Raw genomic sequence first — 26190 nt, forward strand, 5'->3', positions numbered from 1 at the left:
CCATGAAGGTCTTTATTATCATTCTTTTGGGTGCGTTCTCGATCCATACGTCTGCCAAAGATCGGGCCACAACTGCCTCTTTAATCTCACTCATGGAAGAGACCAGAAATCCCATACTCTCGCCTAAGACAAGATTTGATAGCTTGGATTTTACTCGCAGAATGATGGAGCAGATGCTCGCTAAAAATTTGGGGATTGCCACCAAAGATTTAAACCGTCATTTCCTGCAAAGATCTACTGCCATTCAATCACTTTACTCTGATGACTGGTATGATCTTCAAACAGAGTTCTACACCACTCTCCATCAGGAAATTTTTTATCAACGACTTGAGAACCTCAAGAAGAAACACAATCTTTCTGAATACGGGAACAATATCTCGACTGGTATGATTGGCCACCTGGGAGACTTCTCTCCTCGAACGGAGGGACGCTTCTACATCCGCACCAACAAAGTTTCGGTCGGCGTGGTTCAGGGAAAATCCCGAACAAGTAATGTGCCTTTTTTTTTAATGTCGCAAAAAATCGGCGATCTTCTATCCATGGACGCTCATACTCCATTTGAAGAGCTTTTTCCTTCGAGTAAAAATGAGACGACCACCAATCCTGATCTTCAAACTTTCATGAAGTACACCCCGATCACCACTCGGGCCCTCAATCAGGAGCTGGCGGAGAAAATGCAGATCAATCATCGCATTGGGATCAGGGCCGCGGCCAATAGTGCGAAGACCATTGCGAGTCTTTACTATCTGACCGGTGAATTAAACCGAAGTCAGACAGAAAATAAAGTGGCCGGATTCATCGCCACCAATTGCGAAGGTTGTACGCTGAAAGAAAAAAGTGATTTTACCAAAGGGGCCATGACCTACGCTGACAATATGAAGAAGGTCATTGATTCGGGCAACCTTGAAAAACTGGCGCAGAATTTCTGCTCATCATTAAAGAAGAACGGCTATATCTGGGACCTCAATAAATCCAAACCTCATGCCCTTGAAATGATCGCGGACGGAAGAAATATCATTCGTTATGTCCAACACCGAAAACTGTCTAAGAAGAACCAAGAAATTCTCTCAAAATCCATTCTGGAACAAGATCTGGGTATTTTATTTTTGACCAATGCCATGAATGAGATGAATAACTTTAATGAACCTTCTGGGACAAACCTTCGTTGTACTTCAGACTCGGTCAAAAAAGATGCCGAGCTTATTCGTTACGCCATAAAAGAGGCGGAAAAAAACATTGAACAGTACATGACCCGGGTGAATGTAAAAATCTTAAAGGCCCGTTACGATCGCCATGCCTCTGAGCGCACTCTTGAATATTTTATTCAAACCAATCAGGCCGCCACCGCCGAGGCCCTGGTTCATTTTCCTCAAGGGATCAATCATTTCGCCCGGGCCGTGATTGAAGTTGATAAAGACGTTAAACGACGTGAAGCAACTGATAATGTCGTCACATGGGGCGGGGCCATTATTGGGATCGGACTTACACTCACGGGGATTGGTGCTCCGGAAGGGATGGCCGTACTTCTGGCCACTGCGGGAATTGCCAAAGGTCTCACTACTGGGACTTACCTATTTGTCCGATCACAACAAGAAAAGAAATTTGCTCGCGAAATTTTGATCTCAAAGAAAGGCTCGCAAAAATTTTTAACTGAGACCAATTTAAGACGACACTACTCTGAGTATATGAGTCTCAAAGTTCAATACATCAAAGAATTCGCCTCAACGGGATTTAGTTTCATGCAGCTTCAAAAAACCGCGCTGGCCCAAACGAGAAGTGTGGAAGAGTCCCACCATCTTATGCATAAGGTGTTAGATGCGGCCAAAGACCAGGGCAAAGAAATGGCCCAGGACAAACTGCAAGAGATGATTATTCAGTTTGCCCTGAATGCGAATTAAAGGCCCTGTCGAAACCATTCAGTCAGGATGGCAGTTGTGGCGTTCGAGACGTTCAAACTTTCCACTTCACCGGTCCCAGGAATCGAAAGAAGCTTATTCATCTTCTTCATCATAGTACTTGAAAGGCCTTCGCCCTCAGCACCTAGGAAGAGAATCCCCTTCTCAGGAAATTCATAATCAAAAATCGACTCTCCATCATGAGATGAAGTCGCGAGTGTTTTAAAATTGTTTCTCTTCGCCAGATCAAAAACGTGGGCCCAATCAGTCACTTGAATCGCCGGAACAACTTCAGCTCCACCTTCGGCGGTTCTCATCGCCGCACCAGAGTTTGCCACCGGAACCTTCGCTTCATAAATGATTCCGCTGATTCCAAAGTGCGCGGCCGATCTCATAATGGCACCCAAATTATGCGGATTAGAAACTTCTTCCAGGGCAAGAATCAGGGTTCGGTAAGGATTAGCGTGAAGAAGTGTTTTAAGCTCAGGGAGCTCTTTGTTCTTCACAATAAGGCAGATTCCCTCATGGTGAGTGGCCTTAGTAATGCCCTCAATTTCTTCGTTATTCACGATGTGATAAGCAAGCTTTTGATCGGCCAGATACTTCATGAGGTCCTTAAATAAGAACACTCCATCCTGGTTTACATAGGCCCTAACGATGTCTTCACGACGTTTTTCAAAGACTTTAAGGCAGGCATTGCGGCCATAGACCTTAGTTTCCTGGTTTTTTTTAGCATGTTTCATAATGCGCTCTTTTAACATAAGGGGCCCTTGGTGTATAGAAGACCCATGACAGTTTACACAGGTTATTTGGCCATTCATAAATTTGAGGCGGAGCTCGAGCGCGAGCTGGAGATTCGTGGTCTAAAAGTGGCCATGAAGAAAGATCGTTTATACCTGGTTGAGGGCCAGCACCCGCAGCTGATTTGGGCCCAGATGACGGCCTTCGATTTGGAGTTTATTAATATTACGTCGATTAACGATGGGGCCAAGAAGCTTAAGGCCCTGGGTCGCAATTGGGGACTCTTTACCGTGGGTCACCACCGTCGTGCTCAACTGATTCAGGATGAGCTTCCAAAAATAAATAAAAAGCCAATTCCTTTTCGCCATCCCCTGCCTTCAATGCCCATGGGATTTTGGACCCTGTGGGAGCCGGATCAAATGCTCGCCTCTCAGAAGACTTCTTCGCCATTTGCTCTAGGTGAGATGGATTTTCAGGAAGACAAGGAAATGCCGCCTTCTCGTGCTTATTTAAAACTTTGGGAATTCTTCACGGTGTACGCACCTGAAGCGATTCATGGTGGTACGAGTATTGATGTTGGTTCGTGTCCTGGTGGTTGGACGTGGGTACTTCGTACTTTGGAATTTGATAAAGTCTATTCGGTGGATAAAGCACCGATTGAAAAACGTATTATGGACCTGGGCCGCATTGATTTCAGACAAGAGAGTGCCTTCGGTCTTGATCCAAAAAACTTTGAAGAAATTGATTGGTTCTGTTCCGATATTATTTGTTATCCGGAGAGATTATTAAATCTCGTGAATCGTTTTCGTGAATCAGGCAAAGTGAAAAACTTTGTTTGCACCATTAAGTATCAGGCAGAGACTGACTGGGAAAATACCCTGAAGTTTTTAGAGATTCCTGGTTCTCGCATTGTTCACCTTCATCACAATAAGCACGAAGTGACGTGGTTTTTGAAAGGAGCTAACTCGTGAAATATTTTTCCTTTGATAAAACACAGCGTTTAAAGCTCACTCGTGATTTAACCAAACATATTAAGCGCGGAAACCCTTGGGTGTTTTCTGATGCGGTTGAAAAGATCAAGGCACCGGAAGGTTCTTATGTGCTTCTTATGAGTCACAAGAATGAGGTCCTGGCCCACGGCTTTTACTCTCCCAATATTAATCTTTCGTTTCGTATGCTCACCTTGGGCGATAAAAAATTTACTGATGGGATCGTTGAAAAACGTTTTCGTCAGGCGATTGAAAATAAAAAGCACTTGTTGTCGCTGGAGAATAAATGCTTTCGTTTATTAAATGGCGAAGGTGATGAGCTGCCAGGCATGGTGGCCGATTTTTATGATGGCGTATTGGTTTTAAAACTTGATGGTGCCGCGGCCGAGGCCTTCTGGAAAAAAGAAGCAATCGCAGAATTTTTCATGCAGCAAACTGATATTCCGGTTAAGTGCGTTTACTTTAAACGTAAGAACCGCGAAGAAGAAAAGGGTCTCATCCTCGCTGGTGAATGCGAGAATTTGACTGATCTAGAGTTCCTTGAGCACGGAGTGAAGTTCCGCACGAACATCATCGATGCGGCCAAAACTGGTTTTTTCTTAGATCAACGAGAGAACAGAAATTTTATTCGTTCGGTTTCAAAAGATAAGTCGCTCCTTAATCTCTTCGGTTATACCGGCGGATTTTCGATTTATGCGGGTCTTGGTGGTGCCTCTAGGGTCACGACCGTCGACATCGCTCCCAACGCGATTAAGGCATCTGAGGTCAATTGGCAGATCAATTTATTGTCCCCTGAAAAACACGAGGCCTTGTGTGTAGACGCATTTGAATTTGTGGCCGAGGCCCAAAAGGCCAAGCGCCAATGGGACATCGTGATCACGGATCCTCCTAGCTTTGCTCCGAATCAGAAGGCGGTTGAATCGGCACGTGAGGCATATACGAAGATATTTGCGGATTCTTTAAGATTGGTAAAAGACGGTGGTTTCTTTGCTGCTTCAAGTTGTTCGGGACATATTAGTTTTGAAAGTTTTCTTGAGATCGTTCAAGAGGCCCTTTCAAAGTCTCGTCGTCGCGGAAAAGTGTTGTTGATCAAGGGCCAGCCGGAAGATCATCCCTTCCCTTTCGCGTTACCTGAAATGCGTTATTTGAAATTTGTCTATCTTCAGGTTTTTCAGGATTAATAAAGCTGCGAAGTTTTTAGCTTCAATGTAATCATGGTCTCCCTTCAAAGGAGACCTCATGAAAATCCTCTTCCTGGTTTTCACTTTCCTTGCTCTGATGCTCACCGGATACGCTCAAAGACAACCTTCGCAATACACTTGTCAGGCCTCTCACAAACACTCTGAAGTGGCCTTTACGATAGATGTGGGCACCAGTCGTATTGTTGATGTGGGCGGATGGGACATTAAGGTAGGTCTCATGCGCTCAAACAAAATGATCGAGGTCTCAGTTTCTCGTACCGTGAATGTCTTAGATGCCACTTATCGCCGAGAGGCCAAGCGCAGTTATTCTCTAAATGCTCGCGCACTTCCCGTTGAATTGGCCCATGACTTTGGTGGAAAACAGGACGTATTCAACGTCATCTGTTACCCACGAAACTAGTGGCCAAAAACATTTGGCTTCTCATTTTCAAGAGGACCCATTGTGCAAAAATCGCCGAAGCAATCCACATCACGTGATAGAGGATAGATTCTCCATCAAGATTTAGAGAAATATTGGTCAGCATCAGACCTCCCCAAAGGAGGGCCGGTAAAAAAATCAATGAAAACTTATAACGGTTCCAGATCCACCAAAGCTCTTCGCCTTTCATTCCAATGAAGGCCACCATAAGTCCGGCAGATAAGAACAGAGATCCACAAAAAGCAGCACAGGCCCAATCACCAATCATACGAACCACGTGGGTGATGCCATGACCTTCTACTAGTCCCAGACCAAATTGAGGACAAACTGACATTGAAAACAGGGCCCCTAAAAGCTGGTATCCCAGGAACTTTGCGATTATGGATTTTGCGTGGAAACTTAAAAGGATGTCTTTTTTAGCGAGCGATTTTAAATGCTCAGGCACACTTTCCTTTCCCGTCATAAATTCTAAAAATTCTTTATTCATAGAGTTTGTTCCTTAAACCTCTAAGTGCTCTTGATAGACGTTGGCGGAGGTTTGTTTGTGACAGGCCAGTTTCCTGTTCTAGCTCCTCATAACTAAATCCCTCAAGATAGTATTTACGAACCAAATCTTGCGTTTCCTTTGGAAGAGTTTGTAAAAGTTCTTCCAATCCATCATCCGTCAGGTCTTGATGATAGATTTTTTCAATCAACTCATCCTGAAACTCTTTTTTATCCAATCTTCCCAGAGATCGATATTCATCAATCAATAGGTGTTTCATCATCACAAAAAACCAAGGAGCAAAAGGCTGGTCCTGATAAAGATTTCGCTTCTCATGCAGTTGTCGCCAGACCTTTTGATAAAAGTCTTCTGACTCCGAAGTTCTTAAACGTTTTCTGATGAACCCATACACCATCGGGGAGTATTTTTCATAAAGTTGCCCGAAAGCAACTTCGCTCCCCTGCATATATTCTCGCATTAGCTGTTCATCAGTTTTCATAGACCTTTATTGTCTCACATTAACTTCGGGAGAACAAAGGCGTAAAAGGCGCCGATCAGGTTAATGATCAAAGTCACATAAAAAAGTGGCCTAGACCAATTCTTGGTATTTTGGCAGTCTTCTCTTTTATCAATTGGGCAGACTTGTTTTTCAGCGTATTTTTGTCCGGCAAAAGACACGGCCAGCATGAAAAAACTCACTCCAAATACCAATTCTTTATTTTCGGAAAGCCAGATGAGTTGTGGGAACTCTCCCAAAAAACTCGCTAGACTTGCTCCGAATCCCAACAGCACCAGAGTCGATGGAATCGCACAACAAATGAGCGTTCCAAAAGACGAAAACAGACTCAGGTAGCTAATAAATTTACTTTCTTTCAATCGAAGCAACATTGTATCCTGCCTCTGTAATTAGTTTTGTGATCGTTTCATCTGAGACCTCTTGGTCGCCAGTTTCAAACTTCACAAATTTGTTAGTTAAATCTACGTTAAGGTTCTTTACTCCAGGTATGGCGGAAAACTTTTTCTGAATTCCCTGCGCACACATTGAACAAACCATTCCGCTTACTTTTACATTTACTTCAGCTGCCATAACGTTCAAGGCCCCTAACATTAAAAATACTGCCAACAACTTTTTCATATGCCTCCTAATAATGAACCATGAGGTTTAGCATCCAATCGCCGCGGGTCGAGGAGCCAATTTCCCACAATACATTCTGATAAAAGAATCTAAGCATCGGTGTGATCATGACAGTTTCATTTAAATCATCAATGACCATCCCTTGCACCATGAACCAGGTCTGAAGACTATTAAAGTCCGCAATCGCCGGCGAAAATCCCACCCTTGCTTGGGTCATGGATAAATCCGAAAACTGATAATACTTAAGTGCAGTGTAGAGGACGCGGGTTTCCCAGTCGGCCTCAGCGCCTACAACATAATCTGCATAAGTCCCATGCGGTTTCCATTCCTGATCTCTCACCCCTAATCCTCCATGAATATAGAGGTTGGCCTGATAATCTTCGCCGTTGGCCCGCCAAAGAAGGTGATTGAGTTTTAGGAACCCCATTTCAGTATTGGCCTTGTCCTGGGAGAAGCGCCAATGATCGACTCCCACTGCGAATTTATTAGAGAAAGAGTACATGACGTAATTGTTCGAGTAATCTTCCATGTTGGCCGAACTAATGGCCCAACCGTCTTTATAAATCACCGGATGTGCAAAACTTTTAAACGAGAACAACAGAGCTGTAAGTGTGATTATTTTTTTCATGCACTCTATAACGTAGCAGGGTCCCCCTTTGTGACATCACTTTCTCCGGAGAAAGTAATTTTTTTAATACTTGACTAGTCCGTATCTTTTCCGTAAAAGTTTTTACATGAAACTGAACCACGTTGCAAATAAAATTTTACTGAGTGATATAAAAAAGTTGGTGGCAGATGAACGATCTGCTCTCACTAAACTGCTTCATCATTTAAAAGAAATAGATAAGAGGAAGCTTTATTGCGACTTAAAGTATTCGTCGTTGTTTGCTTATTGCGTTCATGAATTAGGTTATGATGGAGCTTCCGCTCAAAGACGGATCGTCGCCGCGAGGGCACTAGCGGAGATGCCAGAAATTGAGCAAAAAATCGAAGATGGAAAATTAAATCTCACGAATATTTCATTAGTGAATCAATTCATTGATGATCCTGTTCAAAAACGTGAAGTCTTTAAAGATGTTGAAAATTTAACCAAGAAAGAATGCGAACAAAAATTATTCGAAATCACCGGTAAAGAAGAGAAACCTAAAGATAAAACCAAGCGCATTTCAAAAGATAAAGTTCAAGTGGCGTTTGTTTTATCAGACGAAACTATGGCAGTGGTTGATCAGCTAAAAAATCTTTTGGGTAAAGAAATGGAGATGGATCAGCTGGTCCAGTTTATGGCGAAGGAAGCCATCAAGTCTGTGGAAAAGACGAAGTTCAAGCAAACCAAACCCCGAACTTCACTTTCTCCAGCGAAAGTAGGAAGACTAATTCCAGCGGCAGTTAAACGGGATGTGTATGCGCGAGATAAAAAATGCACTAATTGCGGGTCCACGAGGAATCTCAATTACGATCATATCCTTCCCTATTCTATGGGAGGACCAGCGACCCGCGAGAATTTGAGATTATTGTGCTCACCATGCAATCAGCGAGCGAGGATAAAGGCGGGGCTCATGGCCCCGCCTGGAAAATTACATATCAATAAGTAGATCGTAAGAATAATTAGAAGTGCGAGATAGGCATGAATCATCGGCACTTGTTACAGAAACAGTTTTAGAGAATTTTGGCAGAATGGCCTTAAAGATCGCAACATTCAGGCCACAAGAAGGGTTACGAGGGCTACCTTTGATTGTCATACGACGAGCTTCATCACGGCCAGTAGGTTCTGGAACGTCGAAAGTGGCAACCATACGAACTGGGCCCTGCATCCAAATATCAATGCCGCCAGAGCAAGTGACGTCGATGTTTGTGGCGCCAAGAGTTTTTAGATGCTTGATGGTTTGAGATTCAGCATAGGTACAAGCGTAGAATGAGCGTCCCCAGGACTCCATTCCCCCATAGGAGATAAAAGCACGTTCAGAAGCGAATGATGAGAGCGAAAAAATCAGGGCCGTGAGAGCTAGAAACGTTTTCATAGAACCTCCAGTTGATTTAAATCGACTAGTGAGTTCTAGCAAGTTTCTTGAAGTTAAGCCATACCTGAGATTTTAAGAACTCGATGTCCATGTGAAGACATTCGGCAGCACGCAGATAAATGTCGTGGATGTCGAGGTGCTTCTGAGAATCGGTTTCGAGGAACAAATTTTGGATTGGAACTGAAGGCAGAAGCTCACGCACCTGCGGAGAATTATCCAGAGATAAACCAAAGGAGAAATAACATTGAGGATGTAAGCGTAAAAAATCTTTCATGAGAACTTCATTGCCGCGAAAATCGTGGAAGATCCACGGAGTTGTGGGTCTGCGTTCTTTCATGACTTGCAGAAAGTCTGCGCCGGCGCGGACGTTATGAATGACTAAAGGAAGTTGATGCTTCTCGGCCAACTCCAGGTGCCACATGAACAGCTCTCGTTGCTGCTCTAGGTACTCTGGATAAGTGCGATCAATGCCAGTTTCGCCAATGGCCCAAAGCTTGTTGCTTTCGGCGAGATTTTTTACATGGGATTTAAAATTTTCGATGTCTTCCGGAAAATCTTCCAGCCACCAGGGGTGAACCCCTGCGGAGGTGTATTGGGTCGATCTTTCGGTTTTAAGTTCTTTTTCGGAGAGGCACTCAACACTCACAGAGGGATCATAAAAATCCCGTCTGTGAGTATGAATATCAAGATAAGGAGTCTGATTCAAAATTAGAAACAAGAAATGTTGTGAGAAACGCTTTGAATTCTGTCGTTGATGTCACGAGCGTAGAATGTTCTGAAAGAAGAACCACGAGCGAAGACCCAGTCAGAATAGTATTCTGAATAAGATTTACCAGATTGAGTTCTCATCCAAAGAGTTCCATTACAGTGAACATTTCGGGCATCATGGTTCCAAACTTGGACCTGAACTTGTGAACCGTAGTTATATACGTTGGGGAAAACGGCATCTTTTGCGGCAAACACAGAACCTGTAACCAAAAGAGCGAGAACCATCGTTAAATTTTTCATTGGAATCTCCTTTTCTATAATTAAACCAATGGTTATAAAGAAGGTCTATAGATTTATACATTGCACGGAGTTAAAAAAATGGGACTTATATCTAGTGAAATTGAAAAATATTGCATCGATCACTCAACCCGTCCAAGCGCCGATGCGAAGGCCCTCGAAGATCACACTCGCGCAGGCATTCACGGAAGCAACATGCTGATTGGTGAGATGGAAGCATCTGTGCTGACGTTCCTCATTAAACTAGGAAAAGTAAAAAACATTGTGGAGTTTGGAACATACACCGGTTACTCCGCTTTAGTGATGGCAGAACAAATTCCGGCCGACGGAAAAGTGATTACAATTGATATCAATCCGGCCACGACAACGATTGCCAAAGAATACTGGGCAAAGTCAGCACATGGAAAAAAGATTCAGCAAATTTTAAAACCTGGTCTCGAGGCCATGAAAGAGCTGAATGATAAATATGATCTGGTCTTCATCGATGCGGACAAAAATAATTATTCAAATTATCTCGACTGGGCCCTTGAACACCTTTCACCGAATGGATTTATTGTTGTAGACAACACTTTATGGTCAGGAAAAATTTTAACTCCAGGACTGGATAAGCAAACTGATTCGATCATCGCTCATAATACGAAAGCAAAAAACCTCGAAGGTTATACAAAGACTCTGTTACCAATTAGAGATGGAATGTTCCTCATTCAAAAAAGCTAATAACGTCCACCCGGTTGTTGCACGCGCATGGTTTCCACTTGTTCCTGCATTTGCTGTTGGCCATAGGCCCTCTGCGCGTCTCCGCCGGAATCCCAGTCTTTTCTTTCATGTGAAGCACAACCTAAAACTAAGAATGCGGTCATAATAATGAAGTGTTTCATGACAAAACTCCTTCCGATTCTTTTATTTTATATGGCTTCACTGCTCGCTTCATATAAATTCTCAATGAAGCATGTCTCACTCACCTAATCACTCGGACATAATTTAGTTTTATTATATTTTCATTAAACCATTCCCCTCATTTAATTTGATTGGAATGGAGGTCTCTTATGAGATTAACTGAGTTTGTCGTAGTCGTTGTGGCCGCACTTCTCTTTCTCATCCCGACCATGAGGCAGGAGAACCGACCACTGGAACGTCAGGAGCAAGAAGAGGCCCCCATGGAACAGGTGATGGAAGAATCCAATACCTTTAAGATCACCTATGAAGTTCAAAAACCAGAAGAAGAAAGTGTCGCCGACATTATCTGGATGAAGAAGGCGGCGGAAGTGGCCCAAGATGAAGGCATTCCCTACTTTAATGTGCTAGAGCAGCACACGATCAAACGATTCAATCAGGCCTATAATATGGAGCTTTCCGTAGTGGAAGGTGTGATTCAATTGGATAGAGACCCCATGAGGGCCGAATTCGATGCTAACGAGATTGAAAGCCTGGTCCTCACTGACTCTCCCTAGTCTCTACAACACGTTGTAAATTTTACCCCGGCCTCGGTCTAATTGTAGTGCCGGTGTAAAAATGACTTACCATGTGTCCATGAACAATACGTCCATCCTCCATTTCGCCCTAAGGTCGATCATTCGGCAGAAGTCCCGAAATGCGTTCATTATTGTTATTGTTTGTCTGACCAGCATTTTCTCACTGTTTACGGCCAGTCTCTTCGAGGGAAAAAACCATCAACTTAAAAACAGCATCATCGAAACTGAGACCGGCCATTGGCAGGTCCTAGATCGTGGTTTCTTCGATACCCAAGATCCCCTTAATCCGGAGGTCCTGGACCACAAACTTCTGAAGAAATTAAAACCCTATAAAATGACCCCTGAACTTCTCTTGAAGGCCACCATCCTTCATCCCGAGGGTTCTCAGGAACTGACTTTGATTGGGATTGAACCTGAATCCCATGAAAAGGTTTTCCCTCTTAAGGCCCATGTCACGGGTACCTGGCCCATCCCGAAAGAGAACCGACGAACAGTGGTGATTGGCCGGAAATTTGCCGAAAAACTTAAACTCGCAATCGGTGATGATCTTGTGATCACCTATCAAGACAAGAGTAACGCCATTTTAAACGAGGCCCTGACTGTCATTGGCATTTTTAATAAATATGGCCCGGGCTTTGAGGGCCACAATGCCTATGTGCGGAATGAAGTCATTCAGGACCTCTTGAGTCTTGCGGACGCAAGGTCTTTTCATCGAGTGATCTTAAGGCCCCAGGACGTGAAAGTTCCGCCGGTCATTAAAAACAAAAATCTCGTGTTGAAATCTTGGAACAATCTCTATCCCGAGTTAAACGTCATGATGAAGTTTCATGATGGAACAACCAGGGCCCTGATTGTTTTTATGCTGGTGATTGCTTTTGTTTCTATCATTACACCGATCAATATCCTCTGGGACGAAAGAAAAGAAGAAGTAAAACTTCTTCGCACCTTAGGCACCAGTGATAAGACCATTTTCCTCTTGGGTGCTTGTGAGGCGATCACGATCATTGGAATTTCATTATTTTTAAGTGTCTTAATCTGGGGTCTTCTCCATTTTTTAAGCATTCAAAAAGGACTTGATTTTACTCTCTTGGGTGAGCAGCAAGTGGTGCGAGAAGGAATTCAAATTTCTCCTCTGGTCTTCCCGGTCATCAACTGGTTGAATGTTACGTTGATTCTGACTTTTCAGGCCGTGATTATTTTTGCCAGCAATTATTTTTGTGTGAAGAAAATCGTGAAGAAGGAAGTCATTGATGCCTGAGAAATACTTCCTCTTAAAAGTGGCACTCCGAAATCTCGGTCGTCATCCTCGTCGAACGATACTCCTCATTCTTGGTATTGCACTTGCCAATGCCCTGACTCTTTGGATCCTGACCTTCCGTCAAACCACATTTAAGACCATGATGGACAACATCTTGGGGATGAAATATGGCCAGGAGCAGATCACTGCACCTGAGTATTACGATTTTGATAAAGGGAGCATTAATCCGTTTAAAATCATTCACAAGGATTCTATTGAGAAGCTTCCCCACACTTATACTTTGAGAACTCAAGGAGTGGTTCTCCTCGCTAGCCAGAAAAACGCTTTTCCCATTCTCATGAATGGCTACGATATGAAACGAGAGCTCGAACTCTCGCGCCTTTCAACGCTTCTAAAAAAAGACTTTAAGTTTCAGCATAAGTTCCCACTCATTCTGGGAAAACGCCTGGCCCTCGCTCTGGCGGTCCATGAGGGCGATGAAGTGGCGGTGATCGGGCAAGCGGTAGACGGATCGGTCGCCAATGAACTCTTTACTGTTGAGAAAATTTTGGATCTGGGTGGTGGAGAATTTGAGAAGACTTTTGCCGTGACGGATCTGGCGAGTATGCAAGAATTTCTTTCGATGAGTCCTGATCAGTATCACCTCCTCGTGAACTTTGGGGACCCGATTCAAGGCGCCTCTCTCTTAGAAAAGGTCCAGTGGCAAAAACTTCTGCCGCAAATTGCTTCGAGTTCAGGATTCATGGACCGCTTCACAAAATTTTATGCCATCTTCTTTGCTCTTGTGGCGGGGATTGCCATGGCCAACACTCTTTCTCTCTCGTTTCTTGAGCGCGTGAAAGAATACAAGATGACCACCATCATTGGTGCACCACCAGCATGGATCAGAAAATCCATTGCTCTGGAGATTTTTCTGGTCTCAGTCACGGCCCTTATCATAGGGAACATCGTGATGCTCACTTGTATTGGCATCTTCAATATCATTCCGCTTAATTTATCGCTTTTAACCGGTGGGACCCAAATAACAATGGGCGGGATACATCTTTCTCAAGACATGTATCTTAACTTCTATGGATGGGTCTTTCTTTCTTGTAATGTGTTTTTGATTATCACTCTCATCATCGCGTCCTTCTATCCGCTTCGGATTGTGTTAAAGAAGAGCCGGACGGAATAAAGGTTTTCTTTAGTAGTGAAGTGCAGACGGTCTTTTCTAGATTTATTCGCAATTCACCTGGAGGTGTCTTGTGAAAAGGATTTCAAGACTCATCGCCTTCTTGTCTCTCACTAATGTGGCCCTTGCTTCGACCTCGGACATGAAGATGGCGTGGGAAAATATCTCCGATCCTGAAATCATGAGCTATTTTTTTACTCGAACCTTTCGTGACCTTCCACTTAAAGGAGAAGTCGCTCCTTCAAAGAAATACTGGTCAGGAGATTACTGGGCCCTTCGAAATGGAAACATTAACTACCGCTGGTTTGCAAAGAAAAAAATCGGCTGGAACTTAAGATCTCCCACCAAAGAAGAGGCCATGCGAATGACCATTCCGCAACTGGCGGAACTCGCCCCTTCTGAAAAGTACGATCTCTTCACTGGAAAATACAATTATCCACTTCGCGAAGAAGTTTATCGCCGTGCCGATCCAGAGGCCGAAATCTGGGAAGGAATGTGTCACGGCTGGTCTCCGGCCACCATGAACCATGAAGAACCAACACCAAAAGTCATGCGTAATCCCGACGGCATCGAAATTCCTTTTGGCTCTTCCGACATTAAGGCCCTGGTGAGTTACTACTATGCCTACGGTTTCCAAACACCGACGGTCTATCAAATGGGACGACGCTGCTTCAAAGGCGGCTTTTTAAACTTTGATCATGATTGCAAAGATGACATGAATGCCGGCGCTTTCCATATTGTCCTTACCAACCGTATAGGAATTGATGGAAAAGGCTTTGTCGCCGATATTCAGCGCTATAAAGAGGTCTGGAACCATCCGATCAACAAATACTCATCGGTCATCGTCGATGAATACGGGGCCGATAATGATGCGGCTCCGGGAGCAGTGAAAACTCTTCAAATCAGAACCACCATCACCTACGTGGATGAAAACGGCCATGACTGGCAACCGGTTCGAGGAACTCAGAAGCAACACGAGAAGACCGCCAATTATGAATATGAAGTTGAACTGGATGGGTTTGGGAAAATTGTGGGAGGTAAGTGGCTCTCGAAAGCAAGACCGGACTTCTTGTGGCTTAAAACGAAGGCCCAAAAATTTGAAGGATCGCTTTCTCGATTGGGTGAACTCTTGAACGATTAATCAAAAAGAAGGTCAGGGCAGAAGACCCTGACCTTTTCTTCATTATAAATGAATCACAACTTCGCTAACTTCTCCGCCTTTCACTAAATCAAAATTTACATTGTCGTCTTTAATAAATGTTGATTCTGAATCACAGTGTCCGAGGTCGACCACATGAATTTTCACATCGCCGCGCTTAGGAACAATGTAGTTATCAAGAAGAAGAGTTTGCGGAACAGAATGACGATCAATCATAAATTTTTGTTTTGATACGCATTCATTCAGAACTGTAGTACCATTGATGTCGACACGTGATTTATCCGGGAAGACCTTGCCGTTAAGCATGATTTTCCAGTTAACACTTGAAAGACAGTTAACGTCTTCGCAAATAGGGTCAACTTGTGTGCTGATCTTTGATTTGCTATCTTTGCCACCACAGCTGGCAAGAGTAAGAAGAAGGGCCGAAGCGAGAACCATGCTGGTTTTTTTTCGAATGTCCATGAATTGATCCTTTTTCAAAAGTTGATAACCGCGCGGGAGATTATTTCCAAAAATTTTGCATTGAAAAGGAACTATGAGATGCCCGCATGGATTGACTTACTGACTTGGCCCAGAACACAAATTTCACGAAGTCTGCTTGTTACTGAAGCTGTGTAAAGATAACTTTGTCTCTGGCCAAAATTTTCCTCTGCAACTTTTGAATTCCATTACGTAGAAATACTTAGTATGGTTAAAGTAAATGATGCTAACAGATTTCATTACAAGTTTATTACAAATAGCTGGTCACATTGAAGTCATACCCTAGCTAGTGAATAATGAAATGATAACGAAGAGAGAAAAATGAAAAAAGTTGTACTGGCCGCTCTAATGGCCTCGTCACTTCCGACGATGGCACAAGTTCTAGATCCCGCAGGGATGAACACCTATTTTAATGAAGGTGTGCATGTAGAATATAAACCCCTTCACTTTAAGACCCGTTTCCGTTTTCGTATGCAAAACCGTTTTACATACGAGACCCAAGATACTGAGGACCTATCGGCAAAAATCGCGGATTTCAACGTAAGACGGATGCGTTTACGTCTGGATGGTACGGTCTGGGACCCTCGTCTTCTTTATCGTATTCAACTTTCTTTTACTCGTGGAGATATGGATTTTGACCGCACTCAGTATCCGAATATTCTTCGTGATGCAGTCGTGGGTTGGAGACTTTCTGATACGGCCACAGTTTGGTACGGGCAAACAAAACTGCCTGGTAACAGACAACGTGTGACTTCATCTGGATCTCAACAGCTGGTTGATCGCTCCATCGTCAACGCCACCTTCACTCTTGATCGTGACTTGGGTGCCCAGTTCTATCAACGCTGGGGAGAGGACAGACCTTTTTGGTTGAAACTCGCCGTTTCAAACGGAGAGGGCCGCGCCACTGATAACAAAGACAATGGTCTTTCCTACACTGGTCGCGTGGAATGGTTACCACTTGGCGCCTTTAAAGATGAAGGGGACTATTTTGAAGCGGACCTTGCCCGCGAACTCGCTCCTAAATTTTCTATCGGTGCCGTTTTCAACGCCAACAAGAAAACCACTCGCCCTGGTGGCCAGCTAGGAACTCAGTACACAACTCCGGGTCTTAATCGCGATCTTCAAACCTGGTTCATTGATGCTCTCTTTAAGCACCGTGGTTTCTCTTGGAGCTCTGAATACGCCAACCGTTGGGCCCATGATCCGGTCTTTATGGATGGAACAAAAGAAGTCACAGTCTTCAAAGGCGAAGGTATTACCACTCAAGCCGGCTACCTTTTCGATAACAATATCGAGCCTTCTGTTCGCTATTCACAACTTTTCGCGGACAAAGAATCCCAGGCGGGTTCTGCCAACAACCAGAAGGAATATACTCTAGGTCTATCGAAGTATTTTAACCGTCACACAGTTAAGGTTCAGACCGATCTGTCGTATGACGAGTTATCAAACTCAGTGAAAGACACTTACAGAAGCTACTGGGTCTACCGACTTCAGCTTGAAATCGGAATCTAACCCACCGCTTCATTAATGATTTGTTAATAATATTTTAAAAGTAGGTAAAGACTAGGCTAGAATTTGTAAGTGAATAAATTTGAATCTCAACATTCATCACTTACCTATAAGGGCCTGGTCTGTTTATCTATAACGGCCCTGTATTTTATGTTGGGTTGGTCGGGCATTCAGCTCGCCACCATCAACGCTAATTCTTCACCCATCTGGACGGCCTCAGGACTCGCCATTGGGGCCATGATTCTTTTTGGAAGATGGGTCGCTCCGGCCATTTTTTTAGGCGCCTTTTTAACCAATCTCATGGTCGGTACATCCACCATCGGACTCTTCACCATTTCCACCGGAAATATGTTGGAGGCCATTGTTGGTAGTCAGCTCATTCTGTGGATTTCTAAGAAAAACTTTTTAAAAAATTATTCAGAGTTTTTTTCGATCTCCATAGGAGCAGTATTTGGAAGTATGGTGAGTGCGACCTTCGGTGTTGTTTCACTTTACTATTTTGGAACAATTCCCAGCAGTGAAGTCAGCTACACCTGGTACACCTGGTGGAGTGGTGATTCCATTGGTATCTTGCTGGTCCTTCCCCTCTTTATGGAGCTTTATTCTAAGAAGCTCGATCCCTACAACATCTCTTGGAAAAAATTCACCTTAGGTGTTCTGATTTGTTTGTTCATGCTCTTCATCACCTATTTGGTGTTCGTGAAGGGCTTTAATCAGGCCTTCTCATGGGCGCTTTGTCCGTTTTTCATTTTGATTGGTCTGACCCTAGGGCGCCTGGTTTCAAGGACCATTCTGATTGTCATTGCCTTTGCTATCGTTGTTCTGACCACAGTAGGTTTTGGGCCATTTGAATATGGCAGTCTTAATCAAAATCTTATCTATTCTCAGAGTTTACTTTTTAGTTACGCTTTCTCTATTTTGTTTGTTCGTCCCTTCAAAACAAACTTCACCGTGGGCCCCAAATTTATCCTGGGAAATCTTATTGGATGGTTCTCACTTTTTATCATCACCTACATGGTTTCGAATGCTGAAAGACGACAGTTAAAAACTGATTTTAACCGCATGGTGGAAACGGCCCTTGATTCAGTGATCAGCACAACAAACCAGTATGATCTTCTACTCAGTAGCAGTAAGGCCATTTTTCTCTTAAAACCGGAAATTACCGCCACAGAGTGGAAAGAGTATATTCATTCAATGCAAATTGGCTCACGCTATGATGCTATCAATGGATTAAGCGTCATCCGTCAGGTCCCGAAAAAAGATCTGGAAAAATTTAAAGAAGAAATGGCGAGAAAAGGTCGGCCAAATTTCCAGGTTAAAACTATTAATTCAGAATATGCCGAGCAATTTGATGACTATCTTCTTATTGCCTATTTAGAGCCTGAAGAGAGCAATCATGGGGCCATAGGCCTTGATGTTGGTAGTGATAAAAACCGTCGTGAAACAGCCTGGAAGGCCAAGCGTCTTAATGAGACCATCTCAACTGATCCCATCTATCTGGTTCAGGATAAGCTTCATCGGATTGGCTTCACGATCGTGCAACCCATTCAGGACAAATCCGGAAATTTTATGGGCTGGGTGGGCGCTCCTATTATCAGTACCGTGTTTTTCTCAAAGGCCCTAAAACCTTTTTCACAAGTTCTAAGAACCAAAATAAAAGTGAAGGGCCAGCTGATTCATATTGAAGACCCAGACAGTGCTGAACATCCCTTCAAGCAAAGTGAATACACCATTAAAAAGACCGTCAATATTTATGGTCTGCCCCATGTGTTTGAGTTTTATCCAAGAGCTCCTTTTTTTATTAGAAATACCGGGACCGCGGTGGCCCTAGCTCTTCTTATGAATCTCTTCATGCTTTTTATCGTAAGCTTTCTTCTGGAACAAATTACATTCGGTCAAAAGGCCGAGGCCCTGGTAAATGAGCGCACCAAAGAACTTGAAGTCAGTAAGATGCAGCTCATTCATTCTTCAAAAATGGCCTCCCTTGGTGAGATGGCCAGCGGCATGGCCCATGAGATCAACAACCCTCTGACCATTATCCTGGGTAAAATTCAAGTCATTACTCTTATGCTGGAGGAACTGGAAATTCATCATCCGTCCATCTTTGAAGAGATCAATAAAATTAAAACCACCACCGATAGGATCGGCAAAATTGTGAAAGGTCTTCGGACTTTCTCACGGGGATCTTACAACGATCCATTTGAATTTGTTCCACTGGAACGAGTCGTAACTGAGACGCTGGATCTTTGTGCGGAGAAATTTCGTGCCACCGGCATTGAATTAAAGATTGAAGACATTCCTCCCGTCTCCATTATCTGCCGCCCAAGTCAAATTTCTCAGGTCCTTCTCAATCTCTTTAACAATGCCTATGATGCCATTGAGGGCCTGGAAGAAAAATGGATTCAACTAAGCTTTGAAGTCATAAAAGATAACCGAATCTTGATCATTGTGACTGATAGTGGACATGGCATACCTTCGGAAGTCGCGGAAAAGATCATGGAACCATTCTTTACAACTAAAGATGTTCGTCGAGGCACGGGCCTTGGTCTTAGTATTGCTAAGGGAATCATTGAGGCCCATGGCGGAAATATCTGGCTGGATATGGAAAACACGCGCACGAGATTTATTATTGAACTGAAGACCAGAGAAAGCTGACATGAATAGAAGTAAAATCATTTTTTTTCTAGCTTGTTTCGCCGTATCTTTTTTTATGGTTTATGCCATAACTTTCAGACAACACGCCAAACAAGAAGAGCTTCTCCACTCTGAGGCCTCTGTCATACATGAAGAGGTCCTGGAGCGCTTTGAGATGTTTATGGATTCCTTGATCTCAAAAGGAATCGTCACTTCCGAGTATTTTTCCCACGGGAACCTTTATACGAAGAAGTATGAGCAATTGGCCCAGAACATCCTTCAAAACTATGACGAGATTTTAGGCATCAATATTGTTGACCACCAAGGCACCATTGTGAGGGTCTATCCTTATCAGGAGAATAAGGCCTCACTCGGTAAGAAGACACAGAACCTTCAGTTCATGAAGCACTCTCTCGATATAGGAGAAGAATTCTGGATCTCTCCTCCGTTTCATCTCTATCAAGGGCCACAGGGATTTGTGGTCTATATCCCTATTCGGAGAGACGATCAACTCATGGGCTGGATCTGCCCTGTGATCAGTAATGAGCGCTTTTTTAAAAAGTTCATGACCGCGAACTTCCTGCGCTCTTATGAACTCGTGATTCAAGATGTAGAATCAGGGCTTAATTATTTTTCAACCAGCTCTCCGAAAAATGTCAAAGGCCTGGTTAAACGTCAAAACGTAAAAATTAGAGGAAGAGAACTCATGTTCTTGAGCTGGCCTAAAAAGCAGTACACGGAGGCCTATTTGTGGCCCTTGAGTATCTTCATGGCCCTTATTATTTCTTTTCTCTCGACCTATCTCTTTGGACTGTTAGAACAAAAGTTTCATAGCAATATGCAGCCAGATGAGGCCGAACAACTTCTTCGCATTTCTATTCAAGACGCCTCCAATGGAATGATCTTGATTCAAAACCAGTTGGAACTCATGAAATTAGGGGCGGGACATATTTCTCCGGAAAGGGTCTCCCTTCATGCCTTCTATATCACCAATCTCCTGGAGCAGATTAAGATTCTTCAGCGAATCACAAATCAAGATGAATCAACGAAGCTGCATAAAACACCGCTTTTCCCTCTCATCCTGGAAGTGACTGATCAGCTCCATGACTCAATTGAAGGTAAAAACATTCAGATCATCATGAATCAACAGGAACTAGAGAGCATCCACATCTATGCCCATAAGACACTCTTTAAGAGCAGTGTTCTGAACCTTCTTTTTACGCATATTATTTATCACGCCGGGAAAGACACCCAGATACTCATCAAGAACACGGAAAGAAAACATCATCGAGAGTTGTCCTTAATCGTAAAAGATCCGGGGGCCACTTCGGATTTTAAAGAAAAGATGAAATCAGAAAGATCTTTAATCGGTATCAAACGCGTGGTTGAACTTCACCAAGGAAAATTCACTCTCGACTCAAATGGTACGAGCGAACTTATTTTTAATCTGGTGTTGCCATTGATCAAATAAATTAGAACTCTGTCCCGGCAGTTTCGCCACCGACGGAGCCTGATATTTCACCACCAATACCTCCACCAAAGTCACCGCCAAAATCACCACCGATATCTCCCCCAACGGTACCGCCAATGGTTCCGCCAGTAGTTGTTCCGGTCGTTCCACCTGTGGTTGTTCCTGTGGTGGTTCCCGTAGTGGTTCCAGAATCATCTTGATCTTCAGTCTGTGTAAGAGTTCCGCAGGCGATGGTAATGACATTAGTTCCTGATGGACTAGGCAGACCATTCGCAATAGGAGCAGCACGAATTAAAAGACTGGTGTTCGCAAGATCAGTATCATCCGGCGCTTGCGATGCGCCCGCTGCAATTAACTCCTGAGCTAAAGCATCATCAGTCAATGTTTCAGAGTGGGTAAAATTTCTGTTGGAAGTTGTGTCGGCCGGAAAAGTTGTTTGAAGACTCGAGCAATCGGCCGAACTATAAGTGTAAAAGAGCTGAGTGAAATTTTGGGGAATTTCATCCAGATTGATGTTGGCGTTCACCACACCATCCTGAATGCTGAAATTTCCTTTACCTGTTAGATTGGTAAAGTTTGGATCTGTCGCGACTAAGTCCGCTTCATAAGTTCGATTTTCATCCTCAGTATTTTGCTGAGTCAAGGCCGCCTCTTCAAATTCACTATCGTAGAATTCTTTACAACCAGAAAAGGCGACCAAACTTAAAGTCATAAAAGTAATAGGACTGATCTTTTTTAATGTTCGCATAAACCACCCTTGTCCTTTAAAACTAGGGTCATTCTAGCAAACACTCCTTCTTAGGTTCAGTTCTTCAATCTAAAAAAGCATTTAAGTTTTTTAGACCATTGCTTTGAAGACGCGTGCGCAATCTATCTGACCATGTTTGTGTGTCTTTCTTCCCGGCAATCATGCGGTCATTAAAATAGAAATCACGATGCAGTTCAAGCATGTTCATGGGCAGCATGTAATTCATGACGACCTTCGGAACTTGCATGTTGTCGACATAGTTCAATGACCCTGTAGAAGCAAGTGAAGAGAAAGAAGTAAGAGTTAGAAGCAACATAAAAACCTTCATCTGAACCTCCTGTCCAAGACGTTGTCCTGCCCCCATTATGCGAGGTTCGTGCCAAGTCCAAGTGGATGGAATTTAAGGGCCAGGAGAACTAATGGCCCCGGTGCAGATCGCTCCTGACACTAGGGAATTTCTACCTATTCCTTGGTCCATCGAAGCATGTTTTCAAGCATTCGTTCTTGAGGCATATAAAGAGCAGATTTTTTGTCTTTATTGTCTCGAATGTCTTCCAGAATTTTTCTGAGATTTGTTTTTTCAGTGGCGTTCTTCGTATAGTGTAACTCGCGCTCAAACATCTCATTTAACATGGCATTGAGTTGCTTATTATCGGCCTTGGCAAATATCTCTCGGGCCACAGTTCCCTGGCCCTTCATACTTTCTTCAAAGGCCTGAAGAAATTGGCGATCAGAAAAATCTCTCTTCTGAGCGGCCTTTAAGTAGTAATGGCTCGCTTCTTCCGGTTGACGAGAAAGACGGTACTTATTGGCGATGTCACGGGCCTCGGTCCATTTCATATTTTCTGGTACTTTGATTTCAGTCTTGGCCTCTGCCTTCACTTCTGCTTTCACAGGGGCCAGAGCTGGAGTCGCTGGTTTTGCCACGACGGCCGCCGGTGGTTGAACACCTTTTAGTTTCGCTTCAACTTCTTTTAAGGTCTTAAGTTCCAGTGCCAGAGTCGGATCTTTTGGATTGGCGGCGACCTTCCGCTGAAGAGTCAGAATGTCTTGAGAAATCCCTTGCATCATCTTCGTTTGGTTCATCCCAAATTCTTTAAGGCCCTTCTGGTAATGAGCAAGTGTTCCCGTCACATCTCCAGCTTTGGCCGAGGACTCCCACGCCATTTTTAGAATGAGTGGGTTCTTACTAGTAGAAGCGGCCAGTGAATAGTTTTCTCCGGCCTCTTTAAAAGCATTTTTATACTTGGCCATCTCTTGAGTAACGTCTTGTCCATTGGCCGCGAGCTTATTGATCGAAATACCATAGGTCTGGCCCTGAACTCGGGCACCATTAGCAAGAGAAGTGGTATTGGGATTAGCAAAAGTTCCAGTAATGCCTTTTTCCATCAAAAGACGAGTTTGATCCGGATTGAAACCTGCTTCACGAAGAAGACGGGCCTTTTGAGAGATGTCTCCTTGAGTGTAAGTATAGAAACCTCGGCCCTCATCAATTCCGATCTTGTGAGCGGCGATGATCGCTTCTTTTTGTTTCTGTGTGAGGTTCATGCCATCCAAAAGTCTTGAGGCCTCTGCGAGTCTTTCCGCATCAGTTAATTTGGCGGCGGTTGAGAGATGATTTAATTTCGAGAAACTTGCTCGGCTGGCCGCAACTGCTGCCTTCCCTTTTTCTGTCGCTTCCAGAGCAACCAGGGCCGCTTTACCGCCCTTTAAAAAAGCAAAGATCGCCGTTGGTGGCATGATTAAAGACCCAACAGCTTTACAGATGGTATTGGCCTTTGCCTCACCATTTAAACAGTTATATTCAGAGATGTAGTGCTTTGCAATTCCTTCGGCCGCTTGAGAAAGCATATTGACCAAGGGTTCATAGAGAGTTTTCCCTAGGGCCAGTGCCGGATTGTAATTTGCGTCTGATAAGTTTTTAGGAAACTCTTGAGAAAAGTAAGCGGCCGACATGCGGATAAAATCCATCGCGAGCTTACTGCCTTCACCACCGCTCTTTTTTAGCTTGGCCATGGACTCATTTCGAAAATCTTCATCCATTAAAAATTTTGCCATGCCGGTAACTGACTTCACCTGCATGTCAACTAAGCTTGAGATGAGATCAACCACCATGTTTCCAAGGTCGACTAAAGAATCAAAAAGGAAACCCTTAATACACTGGCCCACCTTAGAAAGAATATTTTCAGAAGAAAGAAGTCGGTTTGCCGTCTGGCCTTTATCACAGTTCATTCTGTTTTCAGGAACAATTCTCTGACAAGCAGGATCAGTGTCAACTAAGTGCTGACAAACAAACTGAAATTCCTGGAGAGAAACATTCGAAGAGACCAAATCTCCGGGTGTCGTACAGCTAATATCCAGAGTCAGTCGTTGTGACCATGAAGTTGAAGTGAATAGAATCAGAAGAAGAATAAAAAGAAATCTCATGGGACAAGGTACTCCTGATACTCTTCAAGTTTTAAAACTTTCTTTTCCGAAGTAAGAAGAAACTGTTTTGAAGCTCCGGCCTGGGCCCAATAAACTTCCAGAAAACTCACAATCACATCGCGCTTGTTTTTATAACTTCCTTCAAACACCAGAACTCGTCCGTGTTCAGTCTCCATTAACTTTTGATTGGTAATTTTCCAGTCGTTAAAACCAAACATTTTACCAAACTCACGTTTTGTATCATGGGTCTTCTCCAACTCTTTTACATTTTGGGCCGTGAGATCCTTGTATTCAAAATCACTTCCCATGCGCGAAAGATCCACACCATCGACGGCATCGTGAAAATTTTCGACAAAGCCGATGTCTGCTCGACTTTCAAATTTTGGTGAAGGTGCCAGGGCCCCTGCGGTCAGAGGAAATAAAAGAAACAAAAAGAGAAATTTGAAGTTCTTCATGAATTTTATTTTATTACAAAGGCAATAAAACTCGATGAAGTGGAGAATGGGCAATTAATGCCCGAGCGTATTACTTGAGTGGTAAAGTGATGACAAACTTTGAGCCTACATTATAGGTACTTTCGACTTGGATTTTTCCACCATGGGCCTCGATAATTTGCTTAGTTATGTAGAGACCAAGTCCCAGACCTGAGAATTCTCTATGCCCCACGGCCCTTTCAAAACGATCAAAAATCCGTTCTAAATGCTCCGGACGAATTCCAATTCCTCTGTCCACCACTTCAATGATCACTGAATTGCCGGTGGATCGTAGAAAAATATCAATGGGCATTCCCCGTCCGTATTTTATGGCATTGGTCACAAGGTTAAGGATCGCCTGCTCAATCCGGAAGGCGTCCCAATGGCCCTTAACAGACCCTTCAGTCACGAGATTAATCGGCACTCGTTCAATCGACATGGCCAGATCCACCACCTGCTTGACGGTGGTCTCCAAGTCAACTTCAGTGATCTCAAGTTCAAATTTACCGGCCTGGATACGAGAAATATCCAACATGTCAGAAATGATTCTGGTTAAGCGCTTGAGCTGCTGATCATAAGTGGTAAAAAGTTTTGCTAACTGATCCGGTTGAAGCGAATTGTCCTGCATGAACTTTCTTTGATAAAGCTGAGTTTGAAGAGTAAGTGAAGTAATGGGTGTTTTAAGTTCATGGGAGGCCAGGGAGATAAATTCTTCTCGAAGACTTAAGGCCAGTTGTGACTCTAACTTAGCGTGCTCGGCCAAAATGAGGGCCTTTTCTAGTTCCGCCTTCCGGGATGTGATTTCCTGGACCAGTGCCGCCACGTTGTTTTGCTCACTTTGAAGATTTAATTGCAGAATGTCTCTTGAGGCCTCAAGCTCCGTCTGGTTCTTTTCAATTTGGAGAACTTGATTAAAGGATTGCTTACGACCTTCTTCTCTAATTTTAGAAGAAATGACTCCGATAATACCGGTTGTGATAAGCACAAACGTATTGTTGAGAAATTCAGAAATATGAACCATCTGAAAATTTGTTCTGAGAAAGCCCGCAAATACATAAATGAGAATGTTTAAGGTCACGAGAAAAAACATCTGTCGGGGAACGACGGGAAAAATCAAGACCCCCGCAAGTAAAACGAGATTCACACCCGCATAATAAGGGCTCACAAATCCGCCCAAAATATAACATTGAATCGTGACCAAGGTCGCGGCCAGCGTAAGTGAAGAAAACCCAACCACAAACGGATTCATGGTGTAATAGCGTTTCTTCACATAAATAAAAATGAGACCGAAGATAATCACGGCCGCGATTCGAGTCACGGACAATTCAACGAAATAATCACGATGGGCAATGTAATCAAGAACGGCATATAGAGGAATTAGGGTAACTGCCAGAAAATTCAAAACTCGACAGCTCTCGCGGGTCTGCGATTCCACAAGGTGCTGATAGCGGTCATTTTCCTCTTGGGTCCAGTTGTTAAGCATCAAAATATTCTAACAACT

The 26190-nt window shown here is 43.6% G+C and carries 29 protein-coding genes; 13 read left to right on the forward strand and 16 right to left on the reverse strand.

Translation table 11 applies throughout. From position 1 onward, the window contains the following. Window positions 1-2: 2 nt before the first annotated feature. A complete protein-coding gene (locus ACJVC5_RS15845; RefSeq protein WP_408096510.1) occupies window positions 3-1898 on the forward strand; it encodes a hypothetical protein in 1896 nt (631 codons plus the stop codon). Here ACJVC5_RS15845 and ACJVC5_RS15850 read toward each other — a convergent pair. Then, window positions 1895-2638 (reverse strand): TrmH family RNA methyltransferase, encoded by a 744-nt coding sequence (locus ACJVC5_RS15850; RefSeq protein ID WP_408096511.1) that lies wholly within the window; start codon window positions 2636-2638, stop codon window positions 1895-1897. The genes ACJVC5_RS15845 and ACJVC5_RS15850 overlap by 4 nt on opposite strands. A gap of 45 nt (window positions 2639-2683) precedes the next feature. Between ACJVC5_RS15850 and ACJVC5_RS15855 the strand changes: the two genes are divergently transcribed. The 3 genes from ACJVC5_RS15855 to ACJVC5_RS15865 are packed head-to-tail and all read left to right on the forward strand — an operon-like array spanning window position 2684 to window position 5227. Then, window positions 2684-3607 carry an SAM-dependent methyltransferase gene (locus ACJVC5_RS15855; protein WP_408096512.1) on the forward strand — a complete coding sequence of 308 codons (924 nt, stop codon included), beginning with the start codon at window positions 2684-2686 and terminating at the stop codon, window positions 3605-3607. Beyond that, complete coding sequence (locus ACJVC5_RS15860; protein ID WP_408096513.1) at window positions 3604-4806, forward strand: class I SAM-dependent rRNA methyltransferase; 1203 nt, start codon at window positions 3604-3606, stop codon at window positions 4804-4806. Before ACJVC5_RS15855 ends, ACJVC5_RS15860 begins: the two co-directional genes overlap by 4 nt. Window positions 4807-4864: 58 nt before the next feature. After that, window positions 4865-5227, forward strand: coding sequence for a hypothetical protein (locus tag ACJVC5_RS15865; protein WP_408096514.1), 363 nt, complete (start codon window positions 4865-4867; stop codon window positions 5225-5227). On the opposite strand, the gene ACJVC5_RS15870 is transcribed toward ACJVC5_RS15865, so the two are convergent. The 5 genes from ACJVC5_RS15870 to ACJVC5_RS15890 are packed head-to-tail and all read right to left on the reverse strand — an operon-like array spanning window position 5205 to window position 7492. Next, a complete protein-coding gene (locus ACJVC5_RS15870) occupies window positions 5205-5732 on the reverse strand; it encodes a hypothetical protein (RefSeq protein WP_408096515.1) in 528 nt (175 codons plus the stop codon). The genes ACJVC5_RS15865 and ACJVC5_RS15870 overlap by 23 nt on opposite strands. Further along, window positions 5725-6228 (reverse strand): RNA polymerase sigma factor, encoded by a 504-nt coding sequence (locus ACJVC5_RS15875; protein ID WP_408096516.1) that lies wholly within the window; start codon window positions 6226-6228, stop codon window positions 5725-5727. The genes ACJVC5_RS15870 and ACJVC5_RS15875 overlap by 8 nt, the downstream gene beginning before the upstream one ends. A 14-nt stretch (window positions 6229-6242) precedes the next feature. Continuing rightward, a complete protein-coding gene (locus ACJVC5_RS15880) occupies window positions 6243-6617 on the reverse strand; it encodes a hypothetical protein (RefSeq protein ID WP_408096517.1) in 375 nt (124 codons plus the stop codon). Next, entirely contained in the window at window positions 6592-6864 is a 273-nt protein-coding gene (locus tag ACJVC5_RS15885; RefSeq protein WP_408096518.1) for a heavy-metal-associated domain-containing protein, read from the reverse strand. The genes ACJVC5_RS15880 and ACJVC5_RS15885 overlap by 26 nt, the downstream gene beginning before the upstream one ends. 7 nt (window positions 6865-6871) lie before the next feature. Beyond that, window positions 6872-7492, reverse strand: a complete 621-nt coding sequence (locus tag ACJVC5_RS15890) for a hypothetical protein (protein ID WP_408096519.1) — start codon at window positions 7490-7492, stop codon at window positions 6872-6874. Between the two features lie 106 nt (window positions 7493-7598). Between ACJVC5_RS15890 and ACJVC5_RS15895 the strand changes: the two genes are divergently transcribed. Next, the gene (locus tag ACJVC5_RS15895; RefSeq protein ID WP_408096520.1) at window positions 7599-8456 is read left to right on the forward strand and encodes an HNH endonuclease; all 858 of its coding nucleotides are present in this window, start codon (window positions 7599-7601) and stop codon (window positions 8454-8456) included. Here ACJVC5_RS15895 and ACJVC5_RS15900 read toward each other — a convergent pair. From ACJVC5_RS15900 to ACJVC5_RS15910, 3 genes are all read right to left on the reverse strand, one after another. After that, window positions 8439-8882, reverse strand: a complete 444-nt coding sequence (locus ACJVC5_RS15900) for a hypothetical protein (RefSeq protein ID WP_408096521.1) — start codon at window positions 8880-8882, stop codon at window positions 8439-8441. The two genes, ACJVC5_RS15895 and ACJVC5_RS15900, sit on opposite strands and share 18 nt — an antisense overlap. Before the next feature lie 25 nt (window positions 8883-8907). Then, a complete protein-coding gene (locus ACJVC5_RS15905; RefSeq protein WP_408096522.1) occupies window positions 8908-9528 on the reverse strand; it encodes a TatD family hydrolase in 621 nt (206 codons plus the stop codon). A gap of 62 nt (window positions 9529-9590) precedes the next feature. Next, complete coding sequence (locus ACJVC5_RS15910) at window positions 9591-9890, reverse strand: hypothetical protein (RefSeq protein WP_408096523.1); 300 nt, start codon at window positions 9888-9890, stop codon at window positions 9591-9593. Between the two features lie 78 nt (window positions 9891-9968). Here ACJVC5_RS15910 and ACJVC5_RS15915 point away from each other — a divergent pair, with 78 nt between their 5' ends. After that, a complete protein-coding gene (locus ACJVC5_RS15915) occupies window positions 9969-10604 on the forward strand; it encodes an O-methyltransferase (protein WP_408096524.1) in 636 nt (211 codons plus the stop codon). On the opposite strand, the gene ACJVC5_RS15920 is transcribed toward ACJVC5_RS15915, so the two are convergent. Beyond that, a complete protein-coding gene (locus tag ACJVC5_RS15920; protein WP_408096525.1) occupies window positions 10601-10765 on the reverse strand; it encodes a hypothetical protein in 165 nt (54 codons plus the stop codon). The two genes, ACJVC5_RS15915 and ACJVC5_RS15920, sit on opposite strands and share 4 nt — an antisense overlap. 168 nt (window positions 10766-10933) lie before the next feature. Here ACJVC5_RS15920 and ACJVC5_RS15925 point away from each other — a divergent pair, with 168 nt between their 5' ends. The 4 genes from ACJVC5_RS15925 to ACJVC5_RS15940 all read left to right on the forward strand — a co-directional run bounded on the left by ACJVC5_RS15925 (window position 10934) and on the right by ACJVC5_RS15940 (window position 14929). Beyond that, complete coding sequence (locus ACJVC5_RS15925) at window positions 10934-11338, forward strand: hypothetical protein (RefSeq protein WP_408096526.1); 405 nt, start codon at window positions 10934-10936, stop codon at window positions 11336-11338. Window positions 11339-11417: 79 nt separating this feature from the next. After that, window positions 11418-12617, forward strand: a complete 1200-nt coding sequence (locus ACJVC5_RS15930; RefSeq protein ID WP_408096527.1) for an ABC transporter permease — start codon at window positions 11418-11420, stop codon at window positions 12615-12617. Then, the gene (locus ACJVC5_RS15935) at window positions 12610-13791 is read left to right on the forward strand and encodes an ABC transporter permease (protein ID WP_408096528.1); all 1182 of its coding nucleotides are present in this window, start codon (window positions 12610-12612) and stop codon (window positions 13789-13791) included. Before ACJVC5_RS15930 ends, ACJVC5_RS15935 begins: the two co-directional genes overlap by 8 nt. Before the next feature lie 70 nt (window positions 13792-13861). Continuing rightward, the gene (locus ACJVC5_RS15940; RefSeq protein ID WP_408096529.1) at window positions 13862-14929 is read left to right on the forward strand and encodes a hypothetical protein; all 1068 of its coding nucleotides are present in this window, start codon (window positions 13862-13864) and stop codon (window positions 14927-14929) included. A gap of 42 nt (window positions 14930-14971) precedes the next feature. On the opposite strand, the gene ACJVC5_RS15945 is transcribed toward ACJVC5_RS15940, so the two are convergent. Further along, the gene (locus ACJVC5_RS15945; protein WP_408096530.1) at window positions 14972-15409 is read right to left on the reverse strand and encodes a hypothetical protein; all 438 of its coding nucleotides are present in this window, start codon (window positions 15407-15409) and stop codon (window positions 14972-14974) included. A gap of 339 nt (window positions 15410-15748) precedes the next feature. On the opposite strand from ACJVC5_RS15945, the gene ACJVC5_RS15950 reads away from it, so the two are divergent. The 3 genes from ACJVC5_RS15950 to ACJVC5_RS15960 all read left to right on the forward strand — a co-directional run bounded on the left by ACJVC5_RS15950 (window position 15749) and on the right by ACJVC5_RS15960 (window position 21041). Then, window positions 15749-16939, forward strand: a complete 1191-nt coding sequence (locus tag ACJVC5_RS15950) for a porin (RefSeq protein WP_408096531.1) — start codon at window positions 15749-15751, stop codon at window positions 16937-16939. 69 nt (window positions 16940-17008) lie between these two features. Next, window positions 17009-19591: a CHASE domain-containing protein gene (locus ACJVC5_RS15955; protein WP_408096532.1), complete on the forward strand. Its 2583-nt coding sequence runs from the start codon at window positions 17009-17011 to the stop codon at window positions 19589-19591. A 1-nt stretch (window position 19592) separates the two neighbouring features. Then, on the forward strand, window positions 19593-21041 hold the full coding sequence (locus tag ACJVC5_RS15960; protein WP_408096533.1) for a hypothetical protein: 1449 nt from the start codon (window positions 19593-19595) through the stop codon (window positions 21039-21041). 1 nt (window position 21042) lies between these two features. On the opposite strand, the gene ACJVC5_RS15965 is transcribed toward ACJVC5_RS15960, so the two are convergent. From ACJVC5_RS15965 to ACJVC5_RS15985, 5 genes are all read right to left on the reverse strand, one after another. Further along, window positions 21043-21789, reverse strand: a complete 747-nt coding sequence (locus ACJVC5_RS15965) for a hypothetical protein (protein ID WP_408096534.1) — start codon at window positions 21787-21789, stop codon at window positions 21043-21045. Window positions 21790-21853: 64 nt separating this feature from the next. Continuing rightward, window positions 21854-22117, reverse strand: coding sequence for a hypothetical protein (locus ACJVC5_RS15970; RefSeq protein ID WP_408096535.1), 264 nt, complete (start codon window positions 22115-22117; stop codon window positions 21854-21856). A 134-nt stretch (window positions 22118-22251) separates the two neighbouring features. Next, window positions 22252-24216: a hypothetical protein gene (locus ACJVC5_RS15975; RefSeq protein ID WP_408096536.1), complete on the reverse strand. Its 1965-nt coding sequence runs from the start codon at window positions 24214-24216 to the stop codon at window positions 22252-22254. Further along, window positions 24213-24671 (reverse strand): hypothetical protein, encoded by a 459-nt coding sequence (locus tag ACJVC5_RS15980; protein WP_408096537.1) that lies wholly within the window; start codon window positions 24669-24671, stop codon window positions 24213-24215. Before ACJVC5_RS15980 ends, ACJVC5_RS15975 begins: the two co-directional genes overlap by 4 nt. A 70-nt stretch (window positions 24672-24741) precedes the next feature. Beyond that, on the reverse strand, window positions 24742-26172 hold the full coding sequence (locus tag ACJVC5_RS15985) for a sensor histidine kinase (RefSeq protein WP_408096538.1): 1431 nt from the start codon (window positions 26170-26172) through the stop codon (window positions 24742-24744). Window positions 26173-26190: the final 18 nt, after the last annotated feature.

Source organism: Peredibacter sp. HCB2-198 (genome assembly GCF_045999315.1).
Classification (GTDB): Bacteria; Bdellovibrionota; Bacteriovoracia; order Bacteriovoracales; family Bacteriovoracaceae; genus Peredibacter.